Consider the following 17,125-nt stretch of genomic DNA (forward strand, 5'->3'; position numbering starts at 1 on the left):
TCGAACCGCCTTGCCTCCCCCTCACATCCCCATCCTGGCCGCTACGCGGCCTGTCCCAAACCAAAAAGGACCTCCTATGCGTGAAGCAGTTATCGTCGCCGCCAAGCGGACCCCCATTGCCAGGGCTTATCGCGGCGCCTTCAACAACACCTGCGGCGCGACTCTCGGTGCAGAGGCGATCAAGGCGGTCGTCGCGCAGGCCGGCATCGACCCGGGCGAGGTAGACGATGTGGCTATGGGCTGCGCCATGCAGCAGGGCACGACCGGCAACAACATCGCTCGCCAGGCGGCCCTGCGCGCCGGCCTGCCCAACACCGTCTCGGGCATGACCATCGACCGCGGGTGCAGCTCGGGCCTGATCGGCGTCGCGACGGCGGCCAAGTACATCGTCAACGACGGCGCCCCGATCGCCATTGGCGCTGGCATCGAATCGATCAGCCTGGTGCAGAACGACCAGATAAACCGCTTCATGGCGACCGACCCGTGGCTCAACGAGCACGTGCCGGAGCTAGCGACCTCGATGATCGAGACCGCCGAAATCGTGGCGGACCGCTACGGCGTCAGCCGCGAGACCCAGGACGAGTACGCGCTGCAGTCCCAGCAGCGCACGGCGCAAGCCCAGTCTCAGGGCCGTTTCGCGAGCGAGATCGTCCCGGTTAGCGCGGTCATGAAGGTTGTGGTCAACAAGGCGAGCGGCGAGACTGCCGATAAGGAGATCACCATCTCCGGCGACGAGGGCAACCGCCCGCAGACCACGTTCGCCGACCTGCAGAAGCTCGCCCCCGTGTTCAAGGGGGGCCGCTATGTGAAGGAAGGCAAGTTCATCACCTCCGGCAACGCCTCGCAGTTGTCGGACGGCGCCGCGGCGGTCCTCATGATGGAGCGCAAGGAGGCCGAGAAGCGCGGTCTGGAGGCGTTGGCGGCCTACCGGGGCCTTGCGGTTGCCGGCTGCCGGCCGGAGGAGATGGGCATCGGCCCGGTCTACGCGATCCCGAAGCTGCTCGAGCGCAACGGCCTCACCATTGACGACATCGATATCTGGGAGCTGAACGAGGCCTTTGCCTCGCAGGTGCTCTACTGCCGCAACAAGCTGGGCATTCCGAACGAGAAACTGAACGTCTCCGGTGGCTCAATCTCGATCGGGCATCCCTACGGCATGACTGGCGCTCGCTGCACGGCGCACCTGATGTATGAGGGCAAGCGCCGCGGTGCGAAGTACGGCGTCGTCACCATGTGTGTCGGCGGCGGCATGGGCGCTGCCGGCCTGTTCGAAATCTTCTGAGGCCCTGACGATCAATGGTGGAGGGCCGTCTTGGAAGCTTGGCCCGTCTCTGTTCCGCGAATTCACATGCGTCGACCAAGGCAGCCGGATACTCGGGAGTCCTCGCGTCCTGCGGAGCACATGTGAACCCGCATTTTCTGATCGGCGCCGCGTCGAGGGTGCGCGTTGGGGCCCCCACCGGCGCGTCACGGAGGAAGCTCCGCTTCCTTCCTCAGTCGCTGCCGAGTCCGTGAGAGCCCGGCATCCGCGCAAGGACGACATGGTCCGCTAGACACGGATATTCGCGGCCAAAGCCTCGGGTGTGCCACGCTGGCAGATCAAATATTGTCCGCGCGGGCTGGAGCCCCGTCAAGCAGTGCATCTTCATCGCAGAAATGAGCCATGCGCCGAAACCATTGGTGTTCGCCGTCTGGTGGCATCAGTCATCTATCGTTCACAACAAAGCGCAGAAGAAACGATCTCTGCCCCGATCACCACGCTCGATGATTCGTAGCGCCGAGGCTTCGCCGAGCCCAGACTTCGCGCACACCTTGTGGCCGATCTGAGATTGTGCCGTTCATCACAGCCACATGGAGTAGGAGCGGTGTGCCGTCTTGAGGTTTCGCCCATAGCGAGTTCTCCGGATTCTTAGTCCATTGATTGCCGTGCTCTCCGCTTTGTTCTCGCTTGAGGTTTACGATTATCGCTGACCGAATACCCGGCTGATACAAAGCTTCGCGTTCGCGCGGTTCGGCGCAGGATTTCGGCCATGCGGGGTGCCGCATCAATGAAATTCAGCTCTGAGAATCCGATAATATTTTCCGTGAAAGACACGTCCCCGCGATCTCGATCGCGCGCGCAACTGCTGCGATCCTTCAAAAGGAAGATCGTGGTCTGGTCCGCCGACGCGAGCCGCAGTAGCGGAAGCGCCAAGGCGCGCGGAGGAGGGAAGAGGGTCTTGCCGGGCACGAACAATGCCTTTGTGGAGTTTTTTAGCGTTCAGAAGACCTACGACGGTGAAACGCTGATTGGACATCGCGCGAGGGGGGCCTGACGAAGTTGGGGCCTTTCGGCTCCGGAAAGATCGTCCATGTGATCCATGACAAGAGCGAGGCGCTGAGCATGTCGGACCGCATAGTGTCGTGTAAGGAGGCGGCGATCCAGAAGCTCGCCGCTCCGGCCGAACTCTACGAGCGGCCGCAGAATGCCTTCGTCGCCCAGTCATCCGCGAGAACAACCGGCTGCACGGGACGTGGCGAACGACAAGGTGGAGGTTGCAGGCGCGCCGGCAACGTGCAGGCGTTGGCCATCAATGTTGAGGCTGTCGGCCGGCCGACCGGCGCGGGTGAAGCTGAACCGACGCGCGCGGGTTGTGGAGCTGATCTATCTGGGCGACCAAGCAGCCGCGTCTCCGTGTCAGGCAATGATGACTTGGTCGTCAAGCTGTTGAATTCGGAAGGTGTAGCCCAGGTCGAGCCCGGTGCGGTGATCACCATCGGCCGGAAAACAGAGGATTGTCGAGTGCTCTACGCGCAGTGACGGCAATCGGGGCTTCGCCGCGATGAAGTGGGTTGGACGTTCGGCAGCGCCGCTTCCATTCCGGGGGTGGCATAGAGGAGAGAGAGCAGACGATGAGGAACTCATTGATGATCGCGAGCACCCTGGCCCTCACCGGCTTGGTAGCGGTGCTGCTTGCGAAACCTGCTTTTGCAGGCGATCAACTTACGATCACCTCTGGAGGTGGGTCCTACCAGCAGGCCCAGCGCAAAGCCGTTTTTGAGCCCTTCTCGAAGTCGACCGGAATCAAGATTATAAACGACGAATACAACTACGACAGTGCCAAGATCCGCGCGATGGTGCAGTCTAAGACCGTGAGCTGGGACGTGGTCAACGCCAACCCGATGACGACGATTATGTTGTGCAACGAGGGCATAATTGAGACGATCGACTGGACAAAGCTGGGCCTCGACCGGGCCAAGTTTTTGGACAACGACAAGAATGACTGCGGCGTACCGAATCAACTCTCCACCACGGTCATCGCCTATGACAAGGACAAGCTGCCGAACGGCCCGAAGACCATTGCTGACCTGTTCGACGTGCAGAAATTCCCAGGCAAGCGCGGACTGTTTAAGGGCGCCTGGAGCAATTTCGAATGGGCGCTGATCGCCGACGGCGTGGCCATGAAGGACGTCTACAAGGTGCTCAACACGCCCAAGGGGGTCGACCGCGCTTTCAAAAAACTCGACACGATCAAGAAGGACGTTGTCTGGTGGACGACTGGTGCGCAGCCGCCTCAGCTCCTCGCCGACGGTCAGGTCGTCATGACCTCAGCCTATAACGGGCGCATCTACGATGCCATCAAGAATTCCGGCAAGCATTTCGAAATCATGTGGGACGCTCAGCTGCCAGCCATAAGTTTTTGGGTGATTCCCAAGGGCGATCCGCGGTTGGACGATGCTTACAAGTTCATCACCTTCGCCTCTTCGCCCCAAGCGCACGCCGATCTCGCACACATCACCGCCTACGCCCCGGGCAACAAGGACGCGATGGCGCTTGTCGATCCGGCGATCCTGCCCCTCCTTCCGACTGCGCCGGACAATCTGCGCAATGCTCTGCCGAACAACTCCATCTTCTGGATGGAGAAGGGCGACGAGTTGGGCCAGCGCTTTACAGCCTGGCTCCTGAAGTGAAAAACCCAACGGAGCAATGGCGGGGTGGACATCCGTTCTCCTCGCCGCCTCGAACGGACGAACCGAAAGAGAAGTCGCCGGAAGCCCCGATGGCATCCCGCTGCGGATCAAGCCGCAACAAGTCAAGGGCCGGCATAATTTGAGGATTTTCATCCTCGTCCTGCCGCTGTTCATTCTGATCGCTTTCGTCTTGCCGCTTGGCCGGATGATGTCCAACGCAATCCATGACGATCCGTTCCTGAGTCGGGCCGGAACCATGGCAGCGCTACGCGCCTGAGTGGGCAAAGTCGGCCCGACGAGAGCGTCTATGCCGTTCTCGCGGAGAGCTCAAGCAGGCGTCGGCGCACAAGACGGTGAGCGCGATCGCCAGGCGGATGAGGCTGCCCGGCGCCCTTGCGAGGTAATCCCGAGCACTCAGAAGGCGCGCGCGCTTTTCCGCTCGCTGCTACAACCCCGCGCTGATTGAGATCAATCCACTTAGTGGATGGCACGACGTCTGGAGCTTGTGGAAGCGCGGACGGTCAGCCGCCCGAATTTCCTTGGGTCTCGCCAAGCCATTTCACAACCGGTCACGCTTGCGACGATAACTGACGGCGCAAACGAGAAAATCGGTGCGCCGCTGCCTCGGCCGGTGTGGTCAATTCGATCATATTCTTCAACAAATCCAGTCGGACCATCTCGAGGTATTGAAGGTGTATCGTCGGCGGCGTTCGACGACGAATTCACGAACGGGCTGAGTTGGTGCATGCGAGCTGCCCTATTGTCGTTATGTGCCGTCAGTACTCGCACCCGTAGTGAACTTCACGATGAACTTCTGCGCCCAGCAAGAGAAATTTGCCTGATAAACGTGCCGCTCGGCCAGAAGTCGGAAAATTTCGTCTGCAGCATGCGAATAGATTGTTCTAGAGCCGTCGGCGTTGGAGCAAGCGGATTGCTCTAGCAGGTTGGGTGGAGCAAAAAGGACGTTTGTGACAGAAAATGGCTGAAGAAATGATTCCCCTCGGCGAGAAGCTGTCTCGCCGCGCCCGGGCGACGCCGGACGCCCCGGCGGTCACTTGTGGCGAGACCACCCTCACCTGCCGCCAGTTGGAGGCGCGAGCCAATCGCATCGCCCGCGCCCTAGAAGGGCTGGGCGTTAAGCTCGGCGACCTAGTCACCATCGCTCTGCCGAACGGCGCCAATTTCATCGAGGCCTGCTGGGGCGTGTGGAAACTGGGCGCGACACCGCAACCGGTATCCTTTCGACTGCCGAAAACAGAGCTGTGCGCCATAGTCGATCTCGCTGCGCCGCCGGTGGTGATCGCATTGCCGGGTACCGAGACTGACCGGCGGCGTGTCACGGTCGACGATCTGTTCGCGCTATCCGACGATGACCGGCCATTTGATTCGCGTGTGGCCCCAGTTTCGGGGGCTCTGACCTCCGGCGGGTCGACTGGCCGACCCAAACTGGTCCTGTCCGGCTCGCGCGGTGTGACGCCCGCTGAACTCGATTACTCGGACGTCTGGCGCTTGGGCCCGGGCGATACGGCGCTGATTCCTGCACCGCTCTATCACAGCGGGCCCTTCTGGTTCGCCTGGGAAGCGGTAATCCGCAACGCTCATCTGGTCCTGATGCCCCGCTTCGACGCGGAAGACGCCCTGGCCGAGATCGCACGACACAGGGCGACTTGGGTCTATATGGTACCGACCATGATGAGCCGGATCTGGCGACTGCCGGAAGAGGTGCGAGCCCGCTATGACCTCTCATCGCTACGGACGCTATGGCACTTGGCTGCGCCCTGCCCGCCGTGGCTCAAGGAGGCCTTCATCGGGTGGCTGGGTCCCGAGGTGATCATGGAGACGTATGGCGGTAGCGAGGGCATAGCTTGGACCACAATCACTGGAGGCGAATGGCTTCATCACCGCGGCTCTGTCGGCCGCGTGAAGATGGGCGAAATAAAGGTCTTTGACGCCAACGGAAACGTGCTGCCGCCGGGCGAGGCGGGCGAGATCTACCTGCGCCGCCCCAATGGCTCGCTGCCCTCGTACACCTACCGGGGTGCGACGGCCCGCACCCAACCCGGCGGGTGGGAGAGCCTCGGCGACATGGGCTCTTTCGACGCGGACGGATACCTGTACCTCGCCGACCGGCGTACCGACATGATCCTGGTCGGCGGCGCCAACGTCTATCCGGCGGAGATCGAGGCCGCGATCGATGAGCACCCGCTGGCGCTCTCCAGCGCGGTGGTCGGCCTGCCGCACGAGGACATGGGCTCGGCCGTCCACGCCATCGTCCAGGCTCGTCCGGGCCTGAGCGCAGAGGCGCTGCTGGCGCATCTCGCAGAGAGACTGGTGACCTACAAGCTCCCGCGCACCATCGAATTTGTCGCTGAGCCGCTCCGCAACGAGGCGGGCAAGGTGCGCCGGACACAGTTGCGCGACGAACGGATCGCCCGGATGAAGGCGGCCGTGGTAGCGCCATAGAGGCCTCTTGCGGGAGCAAACGCCTGACAACCGGAAGAATGAGAGCTGGGCGAAGAAAGGGCTACGACCCGGGGGGGCGTATTGCGGTGGTAAGGGTTCGACAGAGGCGATTCGACGTGGTCGGCCCCTACGCTCTGCCCTATGTGTGGGATGAAGTTATCGTGAGCCGCAACGGTCCGCCGATTGGGCCGCAGCTATCGCGCCCGCTTATTTCAACGTGCGCAAGGTATCTATCTACGGGAGCTCCGACTAAATCCAGAAGAACATCATCGCCAAGACGACCTTCGGCCTCTGAGGCTTCGCGGGTCGATTCGGCTAAGGCGCCGCAAGGCTGTTTGCAGAGCTTAGGCCGCGGCCACGGCCCGGTTCAGGAGACTTCACGAGCGGATTTTAGTCTTTCGGATGGGCAGCGGCTTCTCAAGGACAGCGTAAAGCGGCTGATGATCGAAAGTTACGGCTTCGATCATCGCCGCAAGTACCAGAGCGAGAAGGCGCGTTTTGCGAGGCGATGTGGGCGCGCTATGCCGAACTCGGGCTTCTGCGGCTGCCGTTCTCCGAGGCGCACGACGGCTCCGGCGGCGGCGCGGTCGGAATGATGATCATCATGGAGGCCTTCGGCAAGGCGCTGATCCTTCCCTATCTCGCGACCGTGGTGCTTGCTGGGAGTATCCTGCGGCATGGGGCAAGCGATCCGCAAAAGGCCGAGCTGATCTCGGCAATCGCGGGAGGTCGAATGAAGCTCGCTTTCGCGTACGGCGAGCCACGGTCGCGCTATGATCTGTTCCACGTAGAGACACGGGCGAGGAGGGACGACGACGGGTGGTTGCTGAGCGGCACCAACGGCCTCATCCTCCATGGCGATGGGGCCGACAAGATCGTCGTATCGGCGAGAACCGCTGGAGGGTCGCGGGAGAAGGACGGGATCGGCTTCTTCCTCGTCGGCCGCGAAGCGCAGGGTCTCATGCGCTGCGGCTATCGAACGCAGGATGGTGTGCGGGCGACCGAAGACACACTTGAGAATGTGCGCGTCGATGTGATTGGAGATCCCGCGGGCGCGTTTCACGTCATTCTAAGGGTCGCGGAGGAGGCGGTCGCAGCGCTTTGCGCGGACGGCGTCGGCTGTTTCGACAAAATGCAATCGACTACGCTCGACTATCTGAAGAGGCGCCAGCAGTTTGGCAAGACCATCGGCCCCTTCCAAATGCTTCAGCAGGCCGTCGATATGTTTGTCAAACTCGAAAAGTCGCGTTCCATGGCGATGTACGCCACGATAATGGCAGCCGAAGACGATGCGACAGAGCGCGCGCGAGCGATCTCGGCGGCGAAGTCCCAAATCGGCCAGTCAGCGAAGGCGATCAGCCAGCAGTCGATCCAGCTGCATGGCGGTGTCGGCATGACAATCGGCCACTATTTCAAGCAGGTGACCATGATCGATAGCTTGTTGGGGGATGCCGACCATCACCTGCGGCGGCTCGCCTCGCTCGCGGGACTGATTAGCGATCAAGAGAATGAACAAAAAGCGAGGTGATGTCGCATGGCTAAGGTCGTGAAACTCGAACGTCATGATGTGATCTGCATTGTCACGGTCGATTATCCACCCGTGAATGCGCTAAGCGATGCAGTCCGCGGCGGTATCTTGGAATGCATGAACGCCGCGATCGCCGATCCGCAGGTGAAGGCGATCGTTCTGACCTGCGCCGGCCGCACATTCATCGCGGGGGCCGACATTACCGAATTTGGCAAGCCGCCGCAGCCCCCGACGTGGGACGAGTTTATGGCGGTCATTGAGGACTCGCCGAAGCCCGTTGTCGCTGCCATCCACGGCAACGCCCTCGGAGGAGGGTTGGAAGTCGCGTTGGCTTGCCATTTCCGCGTCGCGACCAAGAACGCCAAACTCGGTTTACCCGAGGTCAAGCTGGGCCTTCTGCCCGGCGGTGGCGGAACGCAACGCCTCCCCCGGGCTGTTGGGCCAGAGCTTGCGGTAAAGATGATCGTGGGGGGGGATCCCATCACGGCGCCAGAAGCGTTGAATAGTGGCCTGATCGCGGACATCGTGGAAACTGCGGCCGCTGGTGGGCAAGCCTTCGCCCGCAAGGTTCTGACCGAGCGCCTGCCGATACGCAAGCTCCGCGACGATGATTCAAAGCTCGCCGCGGCAAAGAGCGACCGCTCGATTTTCACGAATGCAGTTGCCTTAATGACCAGGCGGGCGCGCGGGCTGGAAGCGCCGTTCGCCGCCGCCGAGGCTATCGGCGCCGCGATCGACCTGCCGTTCGAAGAAGGGCTTAAAAAGGAGCTCGAGGGCTTCAACAATCTGCTCGGAAGCAATCAGTCCAAGGCGCAACGGTATGCGTTCTTCGCCGAGCGCGCTGCCAACAAACTTGCAGGGCTTCCCGAAGGGACGAGGCCACGACAGATTGAAAGTGTGGCGGTCGTCGGGGCAGGAACAATGGGTGGTGGCATCGCGATGTCCTTCGCCAATGCCGGCGTTCCTGTGACCCTGATCGAGAGCACGGAAGAACAGCTCAAACGTGGCTTGGGCGCGATTCAGAGGATCTGGGAAGCATCCGCCGCCCGTGGCAGCATCCCCACGGACGCTCCCGCCAAACGCATGGCCTTGATCAACGCCGCGGTAGGCCTCAGCAATGTGAAGAATGCGGACCTTGTCATCGAAGCGGTCTTCGAGACTATGGCCGTCAAGAAAGAGGTGTTCGCGCAGTTCGACAAATACGCCAAACAGGGCGCGGTCCTCGCTTCCAACACCAGCTACCTGGACATCGACGAGATCGCCTCAGTCACCGACCGGCCGCAGGACGTGCTTGGCATGCACTTCTTCTCGCCTGCCAATGTGATGAAGTTGTGCGAGATCGTGCGCGGACCGCGAACCGCACCGGACGCGCTGATGACCGCGGTTTCGATTGCCCGCCAGATCGGCAAAGCGCCGGTTGTCGTCGGCCTCTGCCACGGGTTCGTCGCCAATCGCACGTACGATCCGGCTTTCAAGCAGGCAGATAAGCTATTGTTCGAGGGTGCGCTGCCGCATCAGATCGATGCGGTTCTGACCAAATTCGGCATGCCGATGGGACCGTTCGTGATGGGCGATATGGCAGGCTTGGATATTGGCTGGCTTTCGCGCAAAGATCGGGGCGTCAAGTCGGAGATTTCCGATGCCCTCTGCGAGGCAGGCCGCTTTGGCCTGAAGGCCGGCAAGGGTTGGTACAAGTATGAGGCCGGCTCTCGCGCGCCAATTCCGGACCCCGACGTCGAGAGACTGATCGACGAGACGCTCACCCGCCTCGGCCGCAAGCACCAAGCCATCAGCGACGAAGAAATTTTCGAGCGCATGATGTTCTCGATCGTCAATGAGGGCGCGTGCGTTCTCGAAGAAGGGATCGCCGCCAGACCGGGCGACATCGACGTGGTGTGGCTCTATGGCTTTGGTTGGCCGGTCTATCGGGGCGGCCCGATGTATTGGGCCGACCAGGTAGGCCTGAAGCATATCGCCGACCGCCTCGCGTTCCACGCAACGCAGACTAACGATCCTTCACTTGAGCCGGCACCGCTCCTCAAGCGGTTGGTCGGGCAAGGCAAGGTCTTCGCCTCACTCGCGTAGCGACGCACAGGGGCGAGGATGCGATATCAGAAATGGCCAGTCACTAAACACAGGGATAGCAACGCGATGACTCGCGATGAACAAGCCTATATCGTCGGTGCGTATGAGCATCCCACGCGCAAAGCGCCCGACAAGTCAGTCGTGCAGCTTCACGCCGAATGTGCCGCTGGCGCACTGGCTGACGCTGGGTTGACCAAAGATGACGTCGACGGCTACTTTTCGGCGGGCGATGAACCAGGTTTCCGCCCCGTCTCAATGGTCGACTTCTTGAATCTCAAGGTGCGACATTGTGACTTCACCGATATTGGTGGTTCCGCTCCTTTGCAGCACATTGCCCACGCCGCCCAAGCTATCGCGGCCGGCAAATGCAACGTGGCCCTGGTCACATTGGCTGGACGGCCTCGCAGCGCACCGTCCAATTTCCCACCGGACGTTACTCAGCCGGATTTGCTGTGGGAACGGCCGCTTCGGCAAAGCCTCCTGGATATCTACGCGTTGTGCGCACGTCGTCACATGCATGAATATGGGACGACTAGCGAGCAACTGGCGTGGATCAAAGTCGCTGCTTCTCACCATGCGCAGCACAATCCACACGCGATGCTTCGTAAGGTGGTCACCACTCAAGATGTGCTAGCGTCTCCAATGGTGTCTAATCCTCTGCACCGACTTGACTGTTGTGTCATCTCGGATGGCGGCGGAGCCGTTGTGGTGACGCGCCCAGAGATCGCCAAGAGCCTCAAGCGTCCGCGGGTAAAGGTGATCGGGTCGGGCGAGGGCATCCAGGGACAGTCGGCAGGTGCGGTCGAGCTTACCGCTTCAGCGGCCAGGCAGTCCGGGGCCATCGCATTTGGCGAGGCCGGTGTGAAGCCAAGCGATATCCGCTACGCTTCGATTTACGATAGCTTCACCATCACCGTCCTCATTGCGTTGGAGGATCTCGGGTTCTGCGAAAAGGGCCAGGGCGGCCGGTTTGTCGCCGACGGAAACCTAATCTCCGGCGTCGGTCGACTGCCCTTCAACACAGATGGCGGTGGTCTATGCAGCAACCATCCAGCGATGCGGGGCGGAATCACCAAGGTGATCGAGGCCGTCCGCCAGTTGCGAGGCGAGGCCCAGCCCGCCGTTCAGGTCAAGGATTGCGCGCTGGCGCTAGCACATGGCACGGGGTGGCTGATGGGGACACGCCACAGTAGCGCCACCCTCATTCTGGAACGGGAGTAATCACCAATGATGGGCACAGACTTTATCGCACACAGTCCAGAGACTAAGCCGTTTTGGGATGCAGCCGCTAATGGCCGTTTCGTGCTGCCACGATGCCAGCAGTGTCATAGGACCCATTGGTATCCACGAGGTATCTGCCCACATTGTCTGTCGATCGATATCGATTGGCAGGACTCTCCGGGGGAGGGCGAGATTTATTCTTTTTCCGTAAACCGCATGGGGAACGAGCCCTACGTGCTCGCCTATGTAGCGCTCACCGAGGGGCCGATCATGTTGACCAATGTGGTAGATGCAGATCCTGCCACGCTGTCGATAGGTACGAGGGTCAAGGTGGTATTCAAGGCCGCCGCTCCGCAAGCCCCCGTTCCCCTGTTTGCTGTACGTTAGTACGGACCGATCGAAATCGCTCGGCTGAGATTCCATCGCCTTCGCTCCTCTGTCTGCAGTCGAGGAGTCAAATGCAACGGTCGTGAGACAATGGGTCGACTACGGCCGACCCATGCAGACGTTTCCCTTGGTGCCAAGCAAATTCCAGCAAGGTCAAGTAAAGATCCTGGTCATAGGCAAGCGACGCCGCAACGATGGGAGCCGCGGGGACCGTGAGCTTCGCAGGTGTGGCCACCGGCAGCGGAGACACATGAGCTTGCTTCAGAACGGAGCGAAATGACTTTGATCCAGCGCTCCGCGATCGAGAGAGCATCGCAGCGACCTCTCTGTGAATTCCTGGTCTTAGCTTTCAGGGATTGGCGATTGAAGCTCGAATCCGGCCCTCGGCGGGCGCCGACTACAAAAGGCACCATCTTTGTTGCGTCGAGCATCTGAAAGATGCGCTGTCACGAGTGCACCGGGCGGTAGCTGCAGCATCTCACGCGTCAAAATGCGCACAATGAACCATGCAGCTGGTTAGCACGGCTCGATTGTCCCCTGATCTTCCCCCAAAAAAGTGGACAAGGATCAAGCCGATTTTAGCTCCATCTCGACCGGACTGATATAGCCGATGGCCGAGTGTCCGCGGTGATAATTGTACAACGAGGTTTGAGAACGCCCACAGGACCGTTCTTCGCGAGGTTCTTTATCGATATCATCCTTGGTTTGGTTGCCGAGTTTGCGTTCATGGGGCCGTCGACAAGGCTGGCGATGTCGCCTTCCGCTGCACGCTGGATGGATCGCAAGCAGATCGTTGGCTGGAGGTTCCAGCATGGATGTTCGACCGAACGGCATGCCCTGAGGCGGAGCTTTTGGCAGCTCGGCCATTTGTCAGCATAACCGCACTTGCAGCGCTTTCTGCGCTTCTCGATCTGGTGTTGATGGATCGAACGCCATCAGCTGCCCTGCTTTCTAGCGCATCCAGAGCCTCTCGCGACCAGAATCGGGGAGAGAGCCATGTCACGGCAGATGGCAATGCCAGGGAGCGGATACCGACACAATCGACAACCGCGGCCGCAGCAGCAGATGGATCTGTTCGGGAGCGGCCTGCCGAACGGCGCCATCGGCGTGCCAGCATGGCCGGAGTTGCCGGCGGAAGCCCGGGCGGCCCTCACAAGCCTGATGACGCAGTTGATCCTCGACCATGCTGCGATGACAGCGACGCCGCCCGCGAAGGGGGTCGATCATGATCTCTGACAAGGTCAGGCCTCATCATCTGGAGCGTAAGGCGATTCTTTACGTGCGCCAATCCTCAGCACATCAGGTGTTGCACAATCGCGAGAGCAGCGCATTGCAATACGCCATGCGGGACCGGCTGACGGCACTCGGGTGGTCAGAGATCGAAGTGATCGATGATGATCTCGGTCGTTCAGCCGCCGGCGGCGTGCAACGCGCCGGTTTCGAGCGAATGGTAGCGGAGGTTTGCCTCGGTAAGGTTGGTGCGGTTTGCGCCCGCGAGGTCTCGCGCTTCGCCCGCAACAGCCGGGATTGGCAGCAACTCATCGAGATATGCCGCGTGGTCGATACCGTTCTGGTCGATCAGGAGACCATCTATGCGCCGAGGCACGGCAACGACCGCCTGCTGCTCGGGCTCAAGGGCAGCCTCAACGAGTACGAACTGGATTTGTTGCGCCAACGCTCGCTCTCGGCCCGCTACGAGAAGGCGCGCCGGGGCGAGTTGGTTGTGGCGGCGCCCGTCGGCTTCGTGAAGGCCGGCGACCGTTATGAGAAAGATCCGGATCGGCGTGTCCAGGAAGCGATCAAGCTGGTGTTCGACAAGGTCGAGGAACTGGGCAGCGCGCGACAGGCGCTCTGCTGGCTCCACGAGTACAATCTCGATCTACCAGTGAAGCAGTCCAACGGCGACACAGCCTGGCGGCGACCGAGTTACTCCGCCATCCACCGGATCATTGAGAACCCGGTCTACGGCGGCGCCTATGCCTATGGTAAGACGGCTGTGGCGGCGGGATACAGCGCCGGGGGTGTGAGCGTGAAGATCCGCCGCAAGACGCGGAACGAATGGCTGGCGCTGAAGCCCAACACCCACGACGGGTATGTGAGCTGGGAGAGGTTCGAGGCGATCCGCACCATGGTCAGCAGCAACGTTCCCACCGGTCGGCATCACGGCGCACCCAAGCATGGTGACGCGCTGCTGGCCGGTCTGATCCGGTGCAAGCGCTGCGGCCGCAAGCTCACACTCCGGTACTCCGGCATGAGGCACCATATCCCACGCTACAGCTGCAGCCGCGCCTGGATGGACAATGGCGGTCCTCACTGCATCGCCTTCGGCGGATTGCGTGTCGATGATGCAATCGAGGAAGCACTGCTTGGCGTCGTCGGTCCGGGCGCTATCGCCGCTGCAACCGCTGCCGCCGAAGGAGCCAGGGAACGGCGGGATCAGGTGCGCGATGCGCTCAGTCGCGACCTCGAGGCGGCGCGCTATGCCGCCGACCGGGCTTTCCGGCAATACGATGCCGCTGACCCCGCGAACCGGTTGGTGGCGAGTGAGCTGGAAGCGCGCTGGAACAGGGCACTCGCTCACGCGGCGGAGGTCGAGGGCAAGATCGCCATGCATGATGCGGCGACGCCCGCACCCATTGCTGATCCAGCTTCGCTCGGCGTACTGGCCTCGAACCTCAAAACGGTCTGGGATGCGCCGACGACGGATGCTCGCCTCAAGAAGCGCATGTACGCACCCTCGTCCATGAGGTCGTGGCCGATATAGACGACGCGGCGTCCGAGATCGTTCTCATCGTCCACTGGGTGGGTGGCGCTCACAGCGAGTTGCGCTTGCCCAAGCGCCGGCGCGGACAGCGCAACAGCACTTCCGCCGATATTATCCAAGCCGTGCGTCAACTGGTGCTGATCGCCAGCGACGATCTGGTTGCCGGCCTCCTCAACCGAAACGGCCTCAAGACGGGCAACGGCAATCGCTGGACCCGCGAGCGCGTCACATCAATGCGCTCGAGCTACCACCTCCCGATGTTCAAGCCCGCCGATGACGGGATCGAACCCTGGCTCAACCTTAGCAACGCCGCAAAGCTCCTGAAGATCGCGCCCAAGACGCTCCGGCTGGCCGCTGAAGCCGGCGAAATCGAAGCCTTCCATCCGCTATCGGACGGCCCGTGGATCTTCGCCCGCGCCTCGCTGATAACAACTGCCGCTCAATCTATCGCCGAACGAGCGCGACAGAACCCAAGATACCCCACGGGATCGCATCCCAATCAGCAAAGTCTCTTCTCTTCAACAACATAGACAGATGGGTGTTCTGATGCGCGGTTGTAGAAGCCCTCGATGTAGGTGAAGATGTCGCGCTCGGCTTCATTGCGGGTCTCATATTGTCGGTGATGGATCAGTTCGGTCTTGAGTGTGTGGAAGAAGCTTTCCATCGGGGCATTGTCGTAGCAATCGGCTCTCCGGCTCATCGAAGGCCGGAAGCCGGCGGCTTGCAGCGCCTGGCGGTACTCGGTTGAAGCCTTGGGTGCCGCGATCGGAATGATGGATCAGCCCGGGACGGGGTCTTTGCCCCTTGATCGCCATTCGTAATGCGGCGAGCGGCAATTCGGCGCGTAAGTGGTCGTCCATCGCCCAGCCGACGATACGACGGCTGTACAGATCCATGATGGCCGCCAGGTACAACCAGCCCTGGCCGGTCCAGACAAAGGTGATGTCGGCGAGCCAGACCTGATTGCGCATGGCGGTCGAGAAGTTCCGGCCGAGCAGGTTCGCGATCGGGAAGCCATGCCCGCTATCGGTGGTGCGGCATCGCCGCGGTCCGGCGGAGATGGCTCGAACGCCATGATGGCGCATCTGCCGCTCGATCCGCCCACGGCTGGCATGATGTCCCTGGGCTTTGAGTTCGACATGGATGCGCGGGCTGCCATAGCGGCCATGACTGTCGCGATGAACCCGCTTGATGTTCTCCAGCAAGTCTCGATTGGAAGCGGCCCGGGGGCTTTCCAGCCGCGACCGCCAAGCATAGTAGCCCGCGGGCGAGACGCCGAGTACACGGCACATGATTTGGACCGGATAATCCGCACGGCGATCTTCGATGAAGCGGAACCTCATGTCCGGGGTCCAGCAAAGATCGCGATCGACTTCCTAAGAAACAGCCGGATTGGCGTCCGCCGGAATAGCCTGCAAAACGAAGCCCAGCGATTTGGCCCGGCGCTGAAGGTTGGCAAGAACGCGGCTGCGATATTGTTGCTCATATTGGTCGGCACCTGGATCCCTGTAGCTCATGCCGTGCCGGAGGGTGTTGTAAAATAGAACCGCAATCTTGCGGGCGGTCGCTGTCACCGCCTTTGACTTACCCGCACGTAAGGACAGGCGGCGATAGAATGCTCCGAGCGCCGTATCGCTTCGCCCCACCGTGGTGGCCGCCAACCGCAACAGTGCGGCGGCCCGGCTGGAAGATCTCCGGGTGCGCGAAGACAGCACTTTGCCGCCGGAGATTTTGTTGCCCGGTGCAAGGCAGAGCCAGGACGTGAAGTGCTTGGCGCTCGGCCATGCCCTCAAATCCGTGCCGCACTCGCCGATAAGCTTCAATGCGAGCGACGGACCCAGGCCGTGGATTTCAGTCAGATCGACGCCGAGCACGCCGTACAGCGCGGTCCTGACGTCAAAGGTGGGCGTGTTGATCTGTTTGGTCTTGATGCGCGGCTTGGATAGCTTTCCGACCGGCTTTGCCCCTTTATTTCCTAGCGCGGCGATCAGGACTTCGAGCGTACGCCTACGCCGAAGGCCGCCTGATTGACGCGTGCGCGCGGGCACGGCGAGCTATATGTGATGCCGTTGGGTGAAGGTCAGGCGGCTTGCTGATCGTCGGATTTGCCGGCATGGCGCAGAAGCTTCCATTCCCAGGGCAGCAGTTCGTGCAGCCGCGATGCAGGAAGGTCAGCGATACGAGCGAGGACGTCGGCAAGCCAGGCTTTTGGATCGACGTCATTGAGACGACACGTCGTGATCATCGTCAGCATGATGGCGGCACGGTCGGCACCACGCTGGCTGCCAGCGAAGGTCCAGTTGCGCCGTCCCAAGGCGATGCCTCTCAAAGCGCGTTCAGCGCAATTGTTGGTCAAGCAGATCCTCCCGTCGTTCAGGAAGCGGGCGAAGCCCTCCCAGCGCCTGAGCATGTAGTTGATCGGCTTCAGGACCTCGGACGAGCGCGAGAGGGTTTCGCGCTCGCGCAGCAGCCAGGCGTGCATGTCGTCGAGAAGCGGCTTGCTCTGTTCCTGGCGCACGGCGCGTCGCTCGTCGGCGCTGCAGCCGTTGATGGCGCGCTCGATCTCGAACAACGCGTCCAGCCGCCTGACCGCCTCCAGTGCGATCGGGGAGACCGGTTTGCCCTTCTTGGCTTCCCGAGCATTTTTCTCGATGTCAGCCAGCTCGAAGAAGCCTCGCCGTGCATGGGCAAAGCAATATGCCGGCGTAATTGGCAGTGTCTTCTTC

13 protein-coding genes and 2 pseudogenes are annotated in these 17,125 nt (G+C 61.4%); 11 read left to right on the forward strand and 4 right to left on the reverse strand.

All coding sequences use genetic code 11. From position 1 onward, the window contains the following. Positions 1-76 precede the first annotated feature (76 nt). The 11 genes and pseudogenes from ABIC03_RS38535 (at position 77) to ABIC03_RS38585 (ending at position 14,929) form a co-directional block, all read left to right on the forward strand. Complete coding sequence (locus ABIC03_RS38535) at positions 77-1,282, forward strand: acetyl-CoA C-acyltransferase (RefSeq protein ID WP_354066048.1); 1,206 nt, start codon at positions 77-79, stop codon at positions 1,280-1,282. A gap of 1,071 nt (positions 1,283-2,353) precedes the next feature. Next, positions 2,354-2,800 (forward strand): ATP-binding cassette domain-containing protein, encoded by a 447-nt coding sequence (locus ABIC03_RS38540; RefSeq protein ID WP_354066050.1) that lies wholly within the window; start codon positions 2,354-2,356, stop codon positions 2,798-2,800. Positions 2,801-2,907: 107 nt separating this feature from the next. Next, complete coding sequence (locus ABIC03_RS38545; RefSeq protein WP_354066052.1) at positions 2,908-3,951, forward strand: ABC transporter substrate-binding protein; 1,044 nt, start codon at positions 2,908-2,910, stop codon at positions 3,949-3,951. A 978-nt stretch (positions 3,952-4,929) separates the two neighbouring features. Further along, entirely contained in the window at positions 4,930-6,414 is a 1,485-nt protein-coding gene (locus tag ABIC03_RS38550) for an AMP-binding protein (RefSeq protein ID WP_354066054.1), read from the forward strand. 440 nt (positions 6,415-6,854) lie between these two features. Beyond that, a pseudogene (locus ABIC03_RS38555) lies at positions 6,855-7,942 on the forward strand (acyl-CoA dehydrogenase family protein). A 6-nt stretch (positions 7,943-7,948) separates the two neighbouring features. After that, entirely contained in the window at positions 7,949-10,027 is a 2,079-nt protein-coding gene (locus ABIC03_RS38560; RefSeq protein WP_354066057.1) for a 3-hydroxyacyl-CoA dehydrogenase NAD-binding domain-containing protein, read from the forward strand. Between the two features lie 66 nt (positions 10,028-10,093). Then, positions 10,094-11,248, forward strand: coding sequence for a thiolase family protein (locus ABIC03_RS38565; RefSeq protein WP_354066059.1), 1,155 nt, complete (start codon positions 10,094-10,096; stop codon positions 11,246-11,248). A 9-nt stretch (positions 11,249-11,257) separates the two neighbouring features. After that, positions 11,258-11,635 (forward strand): Zn-ribbon domain-containing OB-fold protein, encoded by a 378-nt coding sequence (locus tag ABIC03_RS38570; protein ID WP_354066073.1) that lies wholly within the window; start codon positions 11,258-11,260, stop codon positions 11,633-11,635. A 1,065-nt stretch (positions 11,636-12,700) separates the two neighbouring features. Continuing rightward, the gene (locus ABIC03_RS38575; protein ID WP_354066061.1) at positions 12,701-12,871 is read left to right on the forward strand and encodes a hypothetical protein; all 171 of its coding nucleotides are present in this window, start codon (positions 12,701-12,703) and stop codon (positions 12,869-12,871) included. Then, positions 12,861-14,399 carry a recombinase family protein gene (locus ABIC03_RS38580; protein ID WP_354066063.1) on the forward strand — a complete coding sequence of 513 codons (1,539 nt, stop codon included), beginning with the start codon at positions 12,861-12,863 and terminating at the stop codon, positions 14,397-14,399. The genes ABIC03_RS38575 and ABIC03_RS38580 overlap by 11 nt, the downstream gene beginning before the upstream one ends. Next, on the forward strand, positions 14,387-14,929 hold the full coding sequence (locus tag ABIC03_RS38585) for a MerR family transcriptional regulator (RefSeq protein WP_354066065.1): 543 nt from the start codon (positions 14,387-14,389) through the stop codon (positions 14,927-14,929). The genes ABIC03_RS38580 and ABIC03_RS38585 overlap by 13 nt, the downstream gene beginning before the upstream one ends. Here the strand turns inward: ABIC03_RS38585 and ABIC03_RS38590 are convergent. The 4 genes and pseudogenes from ABIC03_RS38590 to tnpC form a co-directional block, all read right to left on the reverse strand. Next, on the reverse strand, positions 14,899-15,099 hold the full coding sequence (locus tag ABIC03_RS38590; RefSeq protein WP_354066067.1) for an IS3 family transposase: 201 nt from the start codon (positions 15,097-15,099) through the stop codon (positions 14,899-14,901). The genes ABIC03_RS38585 and ABIC03_RS38590 overlap by 31 nt on opposite strands. Beyond that, on the reverse strand, positions 15,008-15,742 hold the full coding sequence (locus tag ABIC03_RS38595; protein ID WP_354066069.1) for an IS3 family transposase: 735 nt from the start codon (positions 15,740-15,742) through the stop codon (positions 15,008-15,010). Before ABIC03_RS38595 ends, ABIC03_RS38590 begins: the two co-directional genes overlap by 92 nt. A gap of 33 nt (positions 15,743-15,775) precedes the next feature. Then, a pseudogene (locus ABIC03_RS38600) lies at positions 15,776-16,405 on the reverse strand (transposase); the annotation flags it as partial. A gap of 74 nt (positions 16,406-16,479) precedes the next feature. Further along, on the reverse strand, positions 16,480-17,125 hold a 646-nt coding region (gene tnpC / locus ABIC03_RS38605; protein WP_354066071.1), incomplete at its 5' end, for an IS66 family transposase.

It is taken from the genome of Bradyrhizobium sp. RT6a (genome assembly GCF_040547675.1).
Classification (GTDB): domain Bacteria; phylum Pseudomonadota; class Alphaproteobacteria; order Rhizobiales; family Xanthobacteraceae; genus Bradyrhizobium.

Excerpts from the sequence above, each read along its gene's own strand:
- ABIC03_RS38560 (WP_354066057.1), top strand. The coding sequence starts at position 7,949 with ATGGCTAAGGTCGTGAAACTCGAACGTCATGATGTGATCTGCATTGTC.
- ABIC03_RS38590 (WP_354066067.1), bottom strand. The coding sequence starts at position 15,099 with ATGAGCCGGAGAGCCGATTGCTACGACAATGCCCCGATGGAAAGCTTC.
- ABIC03_RS38575 (WP_354066061.1), top strand. The coding sequence starts at position 12,701 with ATGGATCTGTTCGGGAGCGGCCTGCCGAACGGCGCCATCGGCGTGCCA.
- ABIC03_RS38565 (WP_354066059.1), top strand. The coding sequence starts at position 10,094 with ATGACTCGCGATGAACAAGCCTATATCGTCGGTGCGTATGAGCATCCC.
- ABIC03_RS38535 (WP_354066048.1), top strand. The coding sequence starts at position 77 with ATGCGTGAAGCAGTTATCGTCGCCGCCAAGCGGACCCCCATTGCCAGG.
- ABIC03_RS38580 (WP_354066063.1), top strand. The coding sequence starts at position 12,861 with ATGATCTCTGACAAGGTCAGGCCTCATCATCTGGAGCGTAAGGCGATT.
- ABIC03_RS38545 (WP_354066052.1), top strand. The coding sequence starts at position 2,908 with ATGATCGCGAGCACCCTGGCCCTCACCGGCTTGGTAGCGGTGCTGCTT.
- ABIC03_RS38550 (WP_354066054.1), top strand. The coding sequence starts at position 4,930 with ATGGCTGAAGAAATGATTCCCCTCGGCGAGAAGCTGTCTCGCCGCGCC.
- ABIC03_RS38570 (WP_354066073.1), top strand. The coding sequence starts at position 11,258 with ATGGGCACAGACTTTATCGCACACAGTCCAGAGACTAAGCCGTTTTGG.
- ABIC03_RS38595 (WP_354066069.1), bottom strand. The coding sequence starts at position 15,742 with ATGAGGTTCCGCTTCATCGAAGATCGCCGTGCGGATTATCCGGTCCAA.